This is a genomic window from Parasynechococcus sp. (assembly GCF_045559935.1).
GTDB lineage: Bacteria > Cyanobacteriota > Cyanobacteriia > PCC-6307 > Cyanobiaceae > Parasynechococcus.
The window spans coordinates 814,289-827,752 of the sequence record NZ_JBJLJL010000008.1; the positions used below are offsets into that span (position 1 = coordinate 814,289).

General features: G+C 64.0%; 16 protein-coding genes. 7 read left to right on the forward strand and 9 right to left on the reverse strand.

All coding sequences use genetic code 11. The features are described from left to right. The first annotated feature begins 1 nt into the window (after position 1). Complete coding sequence (locus tag ACJ0G7_RS08655; protein ID WP_407395758.1) at positions 2 to 556, forward strand: hypothetical protein; 555 nt, start codon at positions 2 to 4, stop codon at positions 554 to 556. On the opposite strand, the gene ACJ0G7_RS08660 is transcribed toward ACJ0G7_RS08655, so the two are convergent. The 6 genes from ACJ0G7_RS08660 to ACJ0G7_RS08685 all read right to left on the reverse strand — a co-directional run bounded on the left by ACJ0G7_RS08660 (position 532) and on the right by ACJ0G7_RS08685 (position 6,057). Then, positions 532 to 1,329, reverse strand: coding sequence for a uroporphyrinogen-III synthase (locus tag ACJ0G7_RS08660; protein ID WP_043693127.1), 798 nt, complete (start codon positions 1,327 to 1,329; stop codon positions 532 to 534). The genes ACJ0G7_RS08655 and ACJ0G7_RS08660 overlap by 25 nt on opposite strands. Then, on the reverse strand, positions 1,326 to 2,528 hold the full coding sequence (locus ACJ0G7_RS08665; protein ID WP_407395760.1) for a glycosyltransferase: 1,203 nt from the start codon (positions 2,526 to 2,528) through the stop codon (positions 1,326 to 1,328). The genes ACJ0G7_RS08660 and ACJ0G7_RS08665 overlap by 4 nt, the downstream gene beginning before the upstream one ends. Before the next feature lie 34 nt (positions 2,529 to 2,562). Next, positions 2,563 to 4,167: a glycoside hydrolase family 3 N-terminal domain-containing protein gene (locus ACJ0G7_RS08670; protein ID WP_407395761.1), complete on the reverse strand. Its 1,605-nt coding sequence runs from the start codon at positions 4,165 to 4,167 to the stop codon at positions 2,563 to 2,565. Next, a complete protein-coding gene (rbfA, locus tag ACJ0G7_RS08675; protein WP_043693119.1) occupies positions 4,148 to 4,552 on the reverse strand; it encodes a 30S ribosome-binding factor RbfA in 405 nt (134 codons plus the stop codon). Before rbfA ends, ACJ0G7_RS08670 begins: the two co-directional genes overlap by 20 nt. Further along, on the reverse strand, positions 4,552 to 4,758 hold the full coding sequence (locus ACJ0G7_RS08680; protein ID WP_043693116.1) for a DUF751 family protein: 207 nt from the start codon (positions 4,756 to 4,758) through the stop codon (positions 4,552 to 4,554). Before ACJ0G7_RS08680 ends, rbfA begins: the two co-directional genes overlap by 1 nt. A gap of 66 nt (positions 4,759 to 4,824) precedes the next feature. Further along, the gene (locus tag ACJ0G7_RS08685) at positions 4,825 to 6,057 is read right to left on the reverse strand and encodes an AAA family ATPase (RefSeq protein ID WP_407395762.1); all 1,233 of its coding nucleotides are present in this window, start codon (positions 6,055 to 6,057) and stop codon (positions 4,825 to 4,827) included. A 143-nt stretch (positions 6,058 to 6,200) separates the two neighbouring features. On the opposite strand from ACJ0G7_RS08685, the gene ACJ0G7_RS08690 reads away from it, so the two are divergent. Continuing rightward, a complete protein-coding gene (locus tag ACJ0G7_RS08690) occupies positions 6,201 to 6,926 on the forward strand; it encodes a glutathione S-transferase family protein (RefSeq protein ID WP_043697021.1) in 726 nt (241 codons plus the stop codon). Here ACJ0G7_RS08690 and ACJ0G7_RS08695 read toward each other — a convergent pair. Further along, positions 6,892 to 7,563 carry a DUF6816 family protein gene (locus ACJ0G7_RS08695; protein WP_407395763.1) on the reverse strand — a complete coding sequence of 224 codons (672 nt, stop codon included), beginning with the start codon at positions 7,561 to 7,563 and terminating at the stop codon, positions 6,892 to 6,894. The genes ACJ0G7_RS08690 and ACJ0G7_RS08695 overlap by 35 nt on opposite strands. Here ACJ0G7_RS08695 and ACJ0G7_RS08700 point away from each other — a divergent pair, their 5' ends adjacent. Then, positions 7,564 to 7,827, forward strand: a complete 264-nt coding sequence (locus ACJ0G7_RS08700; protein WP_407395764.1) for a chlororespiratory reduction protein 7 — start codon at positions 7,564 to 7,566, stop codon at positions 7,825 to 7,827. 1 nt (position 7,828) lies between these two features. Here the strand turns inward: ACJ0G7_RS08700 and ACJ0G7_RS08705 are convergent, their stop codons facing one another. After that, positions 7,829 to 8,404, reverse strand: a complete 576-nt coding sequence (locus ACJ0G7_RS08705) for a shikimate kinase (protein WP_407395766.1) — start codon at positions 8,402 to 8,404, stop codon at positions 7,829 to 7,831. Between the two features lie 52 nt (positions 8,405 to 8,456). On the opposite strand from ACJ0G7_RS08705, the gene ACJ0G7_RS08710 reads away from it, so the two are divergent. The 4 genes from ACJ0G7_RS08710 to ACJ0G7_RS08725 all read left to right on the forward strand — a co-directional run bounded on the left by ACJ0G7_RS08710 (position 8,457) and on the right by ACJ0G7_RS08725 (position 11,761). Beyond that, positions 8,457 to 9,377, forward strand: coding sequence for a 6-carboxytetrahydropterin synthase (locus ACJ0G7_RS08710; protein ID WP_407395768.1), 921 nt, complete (start codon positions 8,457 to 8,459; stop codon positions 9,375 to 9,377). Further along, on the forward strand, positions 9,364 to 10,044 hold the full coding sequence (locus ACJ0G7_RS08715) for a RibD family protein (protein ID WP_253912842.1): 681 nt from the start codon (positions 9,364 to 9,366) through the stop codon (positions 10,042 to 10,044). Before ACJ0G7_RS08710 ends, ACJ0G7_RS08715 begins: the two co-directional genes overlap by 14 nt. A 127-nt stretch (positions 10,045 to 10,171) precedes the next feature. Next, positions 10,172 to 11,347: a GNAT family N-acetyltransferase gene (locus tag ACJ0G7_RS08720; protein ID WP_407395769.1), complete on the forward strand. Its 1,176-nt coding sequence runs from the start codon at positions 10,172 to 10,174 to the stop codon at positions 11,345 to 11,347. A gap of 9 nt (positions 11,348 to 11,356) precedes the next feature. After that, positions 11,357 to 11,761, forward strand: a complete 405-nt coding sequence (locus tag ACJ0G7_RS08725; RefSeq protein WP_043693097.1) for a DUF4346 domain-containing protein — start codon at positions 11,357 to 11,359, stop codon at positions 11,759 to 11,761. 32 nt (positions 11,762 to 11,793) lie between these two features. Here the strand turns inward: ACJ0G7_RS08725 and ACJ0G7_RS08730 are convergent, their stop codons facing one another. Continuing rightward, the gene (locus ACJ0G7_RS08730) at positions 11,794 to 13,368 is read right to left on the reverse strand and encodes a B12-binding domain-containing radical SAM protein (protein WP_407395771.1); all 1,575 of its coding nucleotides are present in this window, start codon (positions 13,366 to 13,368) and stop codon (positions 11,794 to 11,796) included. Positions 13,369 to 13,464 lie beyond the last annotated feature (96 nt).

Genomic DNA, 13,464 nt, shown 5'->3' on the forward strand with positions numbered 1-13,464 from the left:
GGTGAGAGCTCCTGGTGCTGCCGCCTGCCTGTTGATCGGCCTGGTGCTCACCGGTTGCGCTGGCGGAGAACCAGCCGACGTGTCTGTCTCCGAGCCCCCACGCCGACCCGCCCAGCCTGCGGTGGAACCGGATCCGCCGCGGTCGATCCCGGACCTCGGTCTGACACCGCTGCCGACGCCTCAGCAGGTTCAGGCTGCCGGTGGTGGCGGCCGGGTCGATCCCTTCGCAGCGTCGCTGGTTCCAGGGGCATCGGTTCAGTCAGGTCTTGGCACGGAGGCATCCGGTCTCTCGTCGGAGTCGGCGTCTGCCGATGCTTCCGGGAACAGCTCCGGAGTCACCCTCACCGGTGTGTTGCGGGTCGGTGGTCAGCAGCGGGCCCTGGCCCGGAGCGCTCTGGGAAGCGGTGTGCTCTGCATCGGCCGTGAGGGGCGTTGCGAGGGAGATCGCGGGTCGCTGCTGCCTCAGGGCTGGTCGGTGCTGGCCATCGACGTGCAGCGGGGGTGCATCCGGCTGGCACGCAACGGCGAGCCTCAGGCCCCGCTCTGCATGGCCTGAGAACAGGCTTCCACCAGCCCTTCGAGGTCGTGGCGTGTTGCCTCGGCATCCACGCGCCCGAAGTGCTTGTGGCAGCTGAGGCTTGTCTGGGGGCCGATGGAAATCAGCTTCACACCGTCGAGATGCCGCAACCAGGCTGCCCCCAGGTGCTGCTCCAGCAGCCTGGCCGTGTGCTGAGCGGTTTTACCGCTGCTGAAGGCGATCACTCCCACGGCCTGCTCGGCCAGAGCCCGGGCGGTGATCTCCGGCATCGCCTCCGGGCAGCGGGATTCATAGGCGGCCACCTCGACCACCCGAACACCCGCCTCGCCGAAAGCCTCCGCCAGAACGGTGCGCCCACCGCTCTGAACTCTCGGCAACAGGATCCGCAGGCCGTAACCGGAGACGGGGAAGTGCTCGATCAGGCTGTCGGCCACGAACTGGGGTGGCACGAAGTCCGCCGTTGCGCCCAGCTCCTCCAGCACCCGGGCCGTCTTGCGCCCCACGGCGGCGAGTCGCAGGCCGTCCGGCCGTCGCGACAGGCTGCGACCCAGCCGCTGCAACCGCTGATCCACCGCCTGCACACCGTTGGCGCTGGAGAAAACGATCCAGTGAAAGTTCTCCAGATCGGCCAACGCGTCATCGAGGGGGCCCCAGTCGTCGGGAGGGCCGATCACCAGGGCCGGCAGGTCCAGCACCTGCGCGCCGGCGGCTTCCAGCAGCTGACGGGCTTCTCCCTGCTGTTCGGCCGCCCTCGTCACCACCACGGTGCATCCCTGGAGTGGATCGCTCACGGCACAGGCTCCGCATCCAGTTTCACGATCGCGGATGCTTTGTCCCTCAACGTGCTGGCCTCCTGGCTGCGGCCCTGGTCCTGCAGCAACCTCACCGCTGTCCGGAAGCCGTTGCGAGCCCCTTCGATGTCGCCTCCCATCAGAAGTGCCACGGCATTGTTCTGGTGGCACTCGGCGTTGTCGGGATCCAGGCTCAGGGCACGGCGGTAGGCCTCGAGGGCCGAGCCGATGTCGCCTCGGCGGCGTTGCATCAGGCCGAGGTTGTACCAGCCCAGGGCCACTTCCGGAGCGCGCTGGGTGGCGGTCTGGGTGAGGCTGATCCCCTCTTCCAGGTCTCCCTGCTCCATCAGCCGTGCCGCCAGGTTGAGTCGGGCTCCGAGGCTGATGCGGGTGTCGAGGGGAATCGCGAGCGCTTCGCGGTAACAGGCGATGGCGCCCACAGGATCCGACGGGGTGATGGCAAGGCCCAGGTGGACCAGCAGCTCGTAGCGCTCGGCATCCTGCACGCCCTCCTGCTCCAGGCCGCGGCGCAGCAGAGGGATCGCCTCCTCATGACGTCCTTCGCTGATCAGCAGGCCGCCGAGCTTGGCGCTGGCATACGGGTTGCCGGGGCTGGCGTCCAGTTCGTCCTGCATCGCCTGCCGCAGACGGTTGGCCTTGTCGGTGCCCGCCAGCAGCTCCGGGCGGTAACCGTCATGCAGGATGGCTGGCTCGCTGCAGTCAGCGATGCGCCACTGAGGCTCCTCCTCCAGCAGCCCCTTGACGCTGTCGTCGATCATCGAGTGGTACGGCCGACTCCAGCGGATGGCAGGGTGGCGGCGGAACAGGCGGCTGACGCTGGAGTAAGGGGCCATGGCGGCACCCAGCTCGTAGCGCAGCAGGTTGATCACCAGCACATCGGGCTGGGCCATCAGCGCCCTGAGGCTGGGGATGACTTCAGGTCTCAGCTGTTCGTCGGCGTCCAGCACCAGGACCCAGTCGCCTTTGAGAAACTCCAGGGCCCGGTTGCGGGCCGGGGCGAAGTCACCGGGCCAGTCGATCCGCTCCACCCTGGCACCGGCGGCCTCCGCGATGGCGATGGTGGCGTCGGTGGAGCCCGTATCCACCACCACCATCTCGTCGGCCAGAGCGCTCACGGATGCCAGGCAGGCCGCGAGTCGGGCCTCCTCGTTGCGCACGATCATCGAGAGGCTGAGCATCACCGGCGGTTCGCTTGGCGCGAGGTTAAGGCGCTCAGTCGGTGAAATCCGCGCTGAATCCAGCCGCTGATTCCGGCAGCAGTTGCCCGAGGGCCAGTCGTTGCGCCACAGGCATCTGCCCCGGGCTGTAAAGCGCGGGAATCGTGGAATTCAGCAGGGGCTGCAGTTCCTCCCACAGATACGGGCTGCCATAGATGAGCAGACCCGCCAGCCGCTTCAACCGCTGCAGCTGGAGAACGGCAGCCCCCCAGGGTTCGCGGCTGTCGCGATCGCCTCGGAAGGGATTGCCGCGCAGGAACAGCTGCAGGAGCACCGGGCCATCACCAAGCCGTTCCAGGGCAAGGGGGCTTTCCGGTTGATCCTGCCAGGGGGAGACACCCTGCCCGTGGATCAGCACCGGACGGAACCCATGCGCCAGGGGCTGTGTGATCGCCGGGGCGCTGCTGTCGAGAGGCGGGCAGGGCAGAACACCATCCACCCGGATCAGATTGAGCCCCGCGGCAGGGCTGATCTCCCGAGCTGACAGGCGGATCAGAGAGCTCTCCACCAGTTGCTCCTCCAGAGCGAGGTCTGCGGCCGTGACCAAGGGTCCTTCGGATTCATCGCCCGGGGACACCCTGGCCAGCGCGGACCGTCGTCGTCGGATGGCGTCCTCAAGCCGCTGGATCGGAATGCGACCGCTGCGCAGGGCCTCCACCAGTCCATCGATGGCGGCGGAGGCATCGGCCGGCATCAGGATCAGATCGGCTCCGGCGGCGAAGGCGAGCACCGCCGCTTCGGCTGCACCATGGCGGGCCGCGATCGCCTCCATCACCAGGGCATCGGTCACCACCAGTCCGTCGAATCCGAGATCACGGCGTAAAAGATCCGTGAGCACCGCTCCGGAGAGGGTGGCCGGTTGCTGCGGATCCAGCTCAGGCAGCAGCAGATGGGCTGTCATCACGGCATCGATGCCGGCGGCGATCAGCCGTTGGAACGGCGGCAGCTCGATCGCGTCGAGGCGCTCTCGGTTGTGGGGGAGCACCGGCAGGTCCAGATGGGAATCGCTGCTGGTGTCGCCATGGCCAGGGAAGTGCTTGGCGCAGCCCAGAACGCCAGCCAGGCGCAGCCCGGCCTGGAAGGCCGCTGCCAGAAGTCCGGCGGTCTCCGGATCCTCACCCCAGGCCCGCACATTGATCACCGGATTGGCGGGGTTGTTGTTGACATCGCAGACAGGCCCCAACACCCAGTTGAGGCCGCAGCGTCGGGCCTGATCGCCGGTGCAGCGGCCGTAGCGTTCCGCCAGAGCCAGTGCCACTGACGGACGTCTCTGGTGCAGGCGCCCCAGGGCGAGAGGCGGCACCAGCCAGCTGGCTCCTTCGAAGCGCTGACCGACGCCCTCCTCCACATCGGCGCAGAGCAGCAGAGGCTGTGGTGCCCATGCCTGGAGCTGGTGGGTGCGCTGCCGCAGTTCGGCGGCGCTGCCTCCGAGCAGGATCACCCCTCCCACTCCCTGCTCCAGCAATCGCTGCAGGTCCGCATTGGTCAGTTCCCAGCGGGGGTAGCGGCGCTGGCGGTCCTCGAGGTGACCGCTGGCCCGCACCACCAGCAGCTCGGCGACTCGCCGCCGCAGTTCCGCCTCAGTCGGGCTGCTGTTCATCGCTTCCCGGAGGAATCTCGCCGCGTTCCTGACGTTCCCCCTCAAGGCGGTTCAGCAGGCCCAGCACGGAGGTGCCCTTCTCGATGCCGCGATCGAGCTGGAAGACCACCTCCGGCGACCGGCGCATCTGCAATCGTCGACCCAGCTCACCGCGCAGATAGCCGCTGGCGGCCTGCAGGCCTTCCAGCACCTGATGGCGGTCCTCCGGTTCGCCGAAGATGCTCACGAAGATCTTGCAGTGCTGGAGGTCGCCGGACACCTCCACTTCGGTGATGCTCACCATGCCCTGATGGACCCGTTCGTCACGGATCCCGTTGATCAGCAGTTCGCTGGTTTCTTTGCGGATCAGGGCCGCCACCCGTTCGACCCGCCGCCCCTGAGCCATCACGCAACCGGTGCTGCGTTCACCATGGCACGCAGCACCAGGGAGAGGGTGATGAAACCGCTGATCAGGGCTCCGATCAGAGAGACCGCAGTGACGGGATTGCTGCGGCGACGGGCCAGAGGCTCGGCCACGGAATTCATCACCCCGAGGGTGAAGGTCACCATGTAACGGGGATAGCGGGTGACGTTGAGAAAGAATTCCTTCATGCCGGAGTGAACGTGATGGCTCTGGAGAGAAACTGAACCGACATCAGTATTGAAACAGCCTTCGCCTCAGGCCGCAGCAGCGGTGGGCTCGGATGCCAATGGTTTGTGCATCTCCCGGATGGAGGTCTTGATTTCCAGGTATTCGGCAAGCTGCAGGAAATCGGTGCGAGGAACACTGCGTCCGAGCACTTCGTTGAAAGCCAGTCGCGGCATGCTGCCATCGACGATGTGATAACCCCAGTACAGAAGATTGTCATTGCGTCGGATGCGGGCGTCCTTTGGATCAATCAGCTGACAGTTGGAATCTTCCTTCTGGTAATCCCGGATGTGAGTCTCGAGGGCTGAAAGCAGCAATCGATTGCGTTTCGCGAAGGCGCCGTCATCGATGTAGCAATTGATCAGGGTGTGCAGGGCTGCGGTGTGGTTGATGCTTCGTATATGGCGGAAGGTGCGGGTGATCACATCGCCATTCTTGGCGATTCCAAGAGGGCTGAGAGTGGTGGGGATGAGGCAATGATCAAAGCGCCGGATGAATCGTGAAGGGTTCTCGCTGAGAACAGGTGAACAGTCACAGATCACGATTTTGACGTCCGGATATTGGCGTTCGTCCCATTCCTCAGCATTCAGCACGGTGATTGTGCTGCCGATGAAGCCTTTGCGATGGGCGGGCACATAGAGCGAAGCTGTTTCATCGTCAGATGTTTGATCTTCGATGAACAGCTTGCGCAGATTCCTGTCGGGATCCAGGTCCACCAGGATCACGTCGTAGCCCTGCAGAGCAAAGGCTCCTGCCAGGTGGGCCGCAACGGTGGTCTTGCCGACACCTCCTTTGCAGGTGAACACACCGATGTAGGTGATGGGCTGTTGCGAGTGGCAGTCGGAGAAGCCGAAGGATTCGTCGGCTGCCAGATCGTCTTCACCCAGAGGGTCGTAGTTCCAGCGGATGCCGTAGGGCGTTGATGTGCCCAGGCGCAGGTTGGAGGGGCGTTCGGTGCGAACGTGGGTGAGAGCGGGCTTGCTGAAGCCGCTCGTGGAAATCAGCCAGCCACCGCTGAGGTGAGAACACTGGTCGAGGTCCAGGAATTCAGTGAACTTGCAGACCTCGGCAATGTTCGTTTTGGCGCGGTGATTCTTGATCTGAACGGAGATATTCTCATCGTTTCGGTTGATCTCGAAGCCGTCAGTCTTGTTCTGCTCTGATGGGCTTGAAATCGTATAACCCAGCACATCGCATTGCTGAATGACGTGCTGACGCAGGCTCTCAATGTCTGCGAATTTTCCAGAACCTTCAGCCGCCATGAATTTGTGGCGATATCGAGGAAATATAAGGCGTTTTTTAAAGCTTGCGACCGTGGTCAGTCGTTTCGCCCAACGCATCCCGCGCGGTGCTGGCGAACATCGGAAGACACTGGCTACTGTGCCGATTCCTTCCGGTGGCCGCGATGCTGGAACTGCACCAATTCCGCCATTCCGCCTTTTGTCTGAAAGTGCGCATGGTGCTTCAGGCCAAGGGGCTCAGCTACCGCACCGTGGATGTCAGTCCCGGCATCGGTCAGCTGGCTGTGTTCCGCCTCTCCGGTCAGCGCCAGGTGCCGGTGCTTGTGGACGGCGACACGGTGCTGGCGGATTCCAGTGCCATCGCTCGGCACCTGGAGCAGCGCGATCCCGAACCGACTCTTCTCCCCTCCGATCCGCAGCTGGCAGCGCAGGTGCATCTGATCGAGGACTGGGCGGACACGACGCTGGCGGCTGCCGGCCGATCGGCGCTGGTTCAGGCCGCGGCTCTGGATCCGGAGCTGCGGGTGGCTCTGCTGCCAGACGATCTGCCCGATCCGGTGCGTTCCGCGATGGGGGTGATCCCAGGTGGCTGGGTGAGCACCGTTTCCGAACTGGTGAACCAGGGTGACCGGGCTGATCTGCTGTCCAGCCTTGAGCAGCTGTCCGCCGCCGTTCAGCACACTCCCTGGCTGGTGGGCACATCCATGACCCTGGCTGACCTGTCGGTGGCGGCTCAGTTGTCGTTGCTCTGTTTCCCGCCTTCCTCGGGCAGTCAGCTGGCCGGAAAGGGTGTCGCCGGGCTGCTGGATCATCCCAAGCTGCAGCCTCTGTTTCACTGGCGCGATCAGCTGGAGCTCAAGCTGATGGAGCGGACTCTGGAAGAGGTGTGAATCGGAGCTGGTAGTGGTGATGGGCAACAGCCTGATCGCGCAGGCTCTCTCCGGGAGAGGCGTATCGCCCTTGCCATTGTTCGGCGCAGATCTCATCTCCGCAGCGGTGGTACCTGCTCAGGGTTTCAATCCGACTCAGTCGCGGAGGTCCCGGCGCATGAAGGATCTGCAGCACCAGCTCGTCCGCCAGAAATGACGTCTGATCAGGGGTCTCCTGGCGTCGGCCGGTCACCGTGGTTTCCAGCCTCAGGTCTCCCTTGAGCCAGGCGATCTGGCGGTTGGCCGATTCCGGGTCGTCCTCCACCCGCAGCAGCTGCTCGCCGAGCAGGGCCCGACCGATGGCCATGGCATTGAAGCTGCGATCCCCCACCAGCCGATCGCGGGCATCAGGTGCAAACAGGGCCTGGTGGATCAGCGGTTCGTCGGCAGGTGCATCCAGATCGCGGCTCTCCACCTGCCACAGCCCTGAAAACCAGTCCGGATAGATGAGGTCGTCGCGGTTCGAAGGACGCGACAAGGGAGCCGGCAGACTCCAGTCCGGCCAGCTGTGGAGCCGTTCGTCCAGCGGCGTGGCCCATGCGGGTGAGTCGCTGAGCAGGATGGTGATGGCGATGATCAGGGCCAGAAGTCTCCGCAAATGTCCGACCCCCTGATCCGTGCCTGTGATGACTATGTGGTGCTGGAACCGGGCCAGCCGGAACGATTGCTCAGCGCCGCCGACACCCTGACATGGCTCACGGGCTGGTTGCGGAAGCTGGAATCGCTGCCAGCCGATCTGGCAGACCGTCCCGATCCGGCGGCGGCGGCGCAACGCCTGCTGGATACGGCCTGTGATCTGGAGATCAGCCCGGGCATGACGCTGCAGTGGTTTGCGGTGCGGTTGGAGCCGCCGGAGCGTTGATTCAGTTGTTGGATCGCTGGGTTGGATCTCGCAGCAGGCTTGGCAGCAACTGAAGAATTCCGTCGGCCACCACATCGGGTGGCTCCTCATCGATCACCACGGTGAGGTCGGCTTCGGCGTACAGCGGGCGTCGTTCATTCAGCAGCGCATCCAGGGCAGCCTCCGGGTTGGGGCGCTGCAGCAGGGGCCTCGCGGTTGTGTCAGCCCGAAGCCTTTTGAGCAGCTGTTCGCGGTCCACGTCCAGCCAGATCACGATGCCGCTGTGAAGCAGGCCCCAGTTCGCCGATTGCGTCACGACACCTCCACCTGTGGCCACCACGAGCGAGTGACGCTGACTGATGGCATTGAGCACCTGGGTCTCGATCGCGCGGAATCCCGATTCCCCGTCCTGTTCGAAGATTTCAGGAATGGTGCAGCCTGCGGCCTGTTCGATCACCGCGTCAGCATCCACGAATCCGTAGCCCAGGCGTTCGGCGAGCGGCCTGCCGGTGCTGGTCTTCCCGGATCCCATCATGCCCACGAGGTACAGGCTGCGGCCCCCAAGACGCTGCTTCAGAGAGGGGACGGATTCCGCCATGGCTCGATCAAGGGCATTAGCTCATTAGGATGCCCTGCGGCCGGAACGTCACATGACTGAAACGAAGTCACCTGCACGCCACGGCCAGGGTCGTGGTTGTGTGATCACGCGGAGGGCCTGCTTCAGTGCCAGCCACCGCTACTGGTTGCCCGAACTCTCGGCGGATGACAATGCGGCCCGGTTCGGACCCTGTGCCATCTCACCGGGCCATGGCCATAACTACGAGTTGATCGTTTCCATGGCCGGTGGCCTCGATGCCGACGGCATGGTGCTGAATCTCTCCGAGGTGAAGCACGCCATCCGCAGTGAGGTGACCGGTCAGCTGGACTTCCGCTTCCTCAACGAGGCCTGGCCGGAGTTCGATCTCTCAACCCCCGCCGGCTGTCTTCCCACCACCGAGGCGCTGGTGCGGGTGATCTGGCAGCGTCTCAGCTCCCACCTGCCGATCACGGCGCTGCGCCTCTACGAACAACCGGGCCTCTGGGCCGACTACCTCGGACATCCCATGGACGCCTTTCTGACCATTCGGACCCACTTCGCCGCTGCGCATCGTCTGGCCCGGCCGGAACTGAGCCAGGAGGAGAACGAGCGCATCTACGGCAAATGCGCCCGTCCCCATGGCCACGGCCACAACTATCTGGTGGATGTGACGGTGCGCGGTGCCATCGATCCCCGCACCGGCATGGTCTGCGATCTCTCAGCGTTGCAGCGGTTGGTGGACGATCTGGTGGTGGAGCCTTTCGATCACACGTTCCTCAACAAGGATGTGCCGTTCTTCGCCGACTGCGTTCCCACCGCTGAGAACATCGCTCTGCACATCGCCGATCGTCTCAGCACGCCGGTGAAGGCGATCGGAGCGCATCTGCACAAAATCCGGTTGCAGGAGAGTCCGAACAATGCCGCTGAGGTCTACGCCGAGTCGCCTCAGCTGGAGATGACCCCTGCAACGCTCGAGTCGGTTGCCACCGTCTGATGCGGCGACCGGCCCGCAACGGCCGCATGTTCGGTTGGTGCTGGCGGTCAGTCTCGATGGTCGGTTAGCTCCCCCCCAGGGAGGAGCGGCCCAGCTGGGCGGTCCTGGTGACCGGCGAGTGCTGGAGGAGGCTCTGGTCTGGGCGGATGCCTGCCTGATCGGAGCCGGCACGCTCAGGGCCCATCGCTGCACGGCACTCATCCGTGATCAGGATCTGCTGGAGCAGCGCCTCAGCGCAGGCCGCCCTGCCCAGCCTGCGGCGGTGGTGGTGAGTCGTGGACATGCCTTCCCAATCGAGTGGCGCTTCTTTCAGCAACCGCTGGAGCGCTGGTTGCTGGCCCCGTCTGCCGTGGAGAGGGGTTTTGATCGCTGGATTCCGTTGGGGCAATCATGGGACAAGCGACTGTTGACCCTGTCATCGCTTGGAGTGCAGCACCTTGTGCTGCTCGGAGGGAGCCGTCTGGCAGCTGATCTGCTTCAGGAGGACGCCGTCGAGGAACTTCAGCTGACCCTGGTGCCATCTCTTCTCGGCGGTGTTCACAGTTGGCTGCCGCAGGATGCACACGCTCTGCCAGGTTCACTCGGTTCGCCTCGCTCCTGGCGGTTGGACGAGGTCCGCCCGCTTCCAGGAGATGAGTTGCTGACGCGCTACCGGCGGATCCGTTGAAATCCGTGGCAGAGCTCCTTGCGTTCCGCGTTGATCGGATCCAAGAGAAAGAACAAGGCCAACGGCATCATGTTCTGAGCACCTTCCCGCGATCAGCGTTCCGGTCGGTCTCGTTAGCCTCACCACCATGGTTGCGCTCACCGCTCGCTGGCACCGGTCGATCCAGGAGATTCCGGAGCAGCACTGGCAGGCTCTGGTGGGGGCTGACGCCATCCCCTTCTACCGCTGGGGCTGGCTGGATGCTCTGGAAACCTCCGGCAGCATCGTGCCCGATCAGGGCTGGCAGCCGCTGCATCTCGCCCTTTGGCGCGGCGACACGCCCATTGCCGTCGCCCCTCTTTATCTGAAAGGCCACAGTTACGGCGAGTTCGTCTTTGATCAGACCTTCGCGCGCCTCGCCGCTGACCTGGGTCTGCGGTATTACCCCAAGCTGCTGGGGATGAGCCCCGTCAGTCCGGTGCTCGGTTACCGCTTCCATGTGCTGGATGGAGAGGACGCCGCGGAGCTCACCGCCGTGCTGATGCAGGCGATCGATGCCTTCTGCGAGCACAACGGAATCCTCAGCTGCAACTTCCTCTACGTCGATCCCGAGTGGAGGCCGCTCGCCGAAGCCGCCGGCTGTGCCACCTGGCTGAATCAGCAGAGCCTCTGGAGCCGTGGTGACGATCGCAGCTTCGATGACTATCTGCGGGGGTTCAATGCCAACCAGAGGCGCAACATCAAGCGCGAACGCAAGGCCGTCTCGCAGGCGGGTCTCACGGTGACCCCCCTGACGGGGGAGCAGCTGGACCTGCAGCTCATGAAGAGCATGCATGGTTTCTACGAGCAGCACTGCGCCCGATGGGGGCCCTGGGGAAGCAAGTACCTCGAAGAGCGCTTCTTCGAGACCCTGGCTGCCGACCAGCGCGATCAGGTGGTGCTGTTCTCCGCCCATCGCGGCGACCCGCATCAGCCGGTGGCGATGTCGATGTGCGTGCGGGATCAGCGCTCACTCTGGGGTCGTTACTGGGGCAGCGAGGAAGAAGTCGACTGCCTGCATTTCGAGGTCTGTTACTACGCTCCGATCGCCTGGGCGATTGAACAGGGTCTGGAGAGCTTCGATCCCGGCGCCGGCGGAAGCCACAAGCGCCGTCGCGGCTTTGTGGCCCGCCCCCACGCCAGCCTGCACCGCTGGTATCACCCCCGCATGGACGCTCTGATCCGTGCCTGGCTGCCCAAGGTGAACGGCCTGATGCTGGAGGAGATCGAGGCCATCAATGCCGAACTGCCCTTCAAGACGGAAGCGCCGGGCCTGACTTTGTAAGTTGAAGGAATGGTCATGACATCTGAACTCCCTGCGGTGGCCGAGGCGATCGATGGTCTCGATGAGAGCCTCTCCCAGCGCTTCATCGCGCTCGATCCCAAGGGCTATTTCCTGATCAAGGTTGATCGGGGAGCCGCTGAGCTGATCCTCGAGCATTACGGCAACACGATCGATGCCAAGGGACTGGCCCATGATCCTGAGACGGGAGAGGTGCTGAGCTGCCGCGGTGGCAGCCGTTCCCGTTCCCCATCAGCGGTGTTCCGCGGTCGCAGTGCCAAGGAGATCGGCATCCAGCTCACCGAAGGCGAGGGGCCTCATCCCCTCAGCCGTCTTGATCACGCTCTTTATCTCGGCCGTGAACTGCAGAAGGCTGAGCACTGCCTTCGCAGCGGAGTCGACTACGTCCAGGACTGATGTCCTGTTGGATCAGCGGTTCGGATGCCGGCTCAGACCGCTTGGAGTGACCTGGTCGTGCTGGGCTCTTCGGGAGGCAGCGACTCCAGCTGCTCGCGGATCTCACGCTGCACGATCGAGCGGTACTCGAGGAAGTGCTCGTTGTGGGCAAGCACCACCAGGAACTGTTCCAGCAGGGCAGGATTCTGGCGGGTCATGCCCAGCATGTATTTCCAGAAGCGTCCGCGGGTGTCCCGCTTGATGCCCTGGCGCCAGATCACGATGCTGAGCGCACGAAGGTCTGTCCAGGTGGGGAGTTTGGGGGCGGCCTTCCAGCGGGGAGCTCCCATCTTCAGGTAGTAGCTGTAAACCCGGTCCATGTAGGCATTGGGCTCATACAGGGCGCAGAACGCTTCGACGTACTCGTTGGCGATGTCCCGGATCGGTCGGGTGGGCTTGAAGTTGAGCAGGTTGGTCTGGTTCACGCCCTTGGCGGCTTCTTCGCCCTGGATCAGACGACCTTCCTTTTCCAGACGGGCCCACAGGGCTGTTTTCGGCAGGGCCTGCAGCATTCCCATCATCGCGGCGGGAATGCCGGTGCGGGTCACGAAATCAACGATGCGGTGGCCGGCACCATCCTTCTCACCGTCGAAACCGATGATGAACCCGGCCATCACACGGATCCCGTTAGCGGTGATCCGATCCACAGCCGCATCGAGTGGATTCCTGGTGTTCTGCACCTTGCGGGCGGTTTCGAGGCTCGACTCATCCGGCGTTTCGATGCCGAGGAACACGCTTTCGAAGCGTGCGTCGTGCATCATGCGCATCATTTCATCGTCATCGGCGAGGTCCACGGAAGCTTCTGTCGCGAAGCTGAAGGGATAACCACGCTCCTCCTGCCAGGTGCGGATCTCGGGCAACAGCAACTTGGCGTTGCGCTTGTTGCCGATGAAGTTGTCGTCCACCAGGAAGATGGAACGACGCCAGCCCAGGTCGTAGAGCGACTGAAGCTCTGCCACCAGCTGCTCAGGCGTCTTGGTGCGCGGTTTGCGGCCGTAGAGAACGATGATGTCGCAGAACTCGCAGTTGAACGGACAGCCCCGGGAGAACTGCACGCTCATGGAGTCGTAGGCGTCGAGCTGCAGCAGATCAAAGCGGGGAATCGGCGTTGCCGTCACATCCGGCTTGTCACCGTCCGACGTGAAGCGGCCGCTGGTTTCACCGCGCTCGAGTGCCTCCAGGAACAGAGGAAGGGTGATTTCGCCCTCATCGAGGATCTTGAAATCCGCTTCGTCGAGTTCGGGTGCGTCCGGGGTGGAGCTGGCGAATGGCCCGCCGACGGCCACGGGCAGGCCGCGCTGCTTGGCGCGGCCGATCTGCACGGCCATGTCGTCCTTCTGAACGATCATCCCGGAGATGATCACCAGTTCCGCCCAGTCCCATTCCGCATCCGTGACCTCGCGGACGTTGCGGTCGACCAATTTCATCTCCCACTGCTGGGGAAGCAGGGCCGCCACCGTCACCATCCCCAGCGGAGGGAGCAGAACCTTGCGGTTCACCAGCTCCAGAATCTTTTCGTAGCTCCAGAAGGTTTTCGGGAACTCGGGATAGATGAAGAGGGTGCGCATGGCGTCGGACGGATAGGGGAAAGATCCGGTCGGCCCGGTCGAGGGTCAACGGTGGTCCGATGACACGCGTTCGTTAACGAACCCTAAGCGCAATGC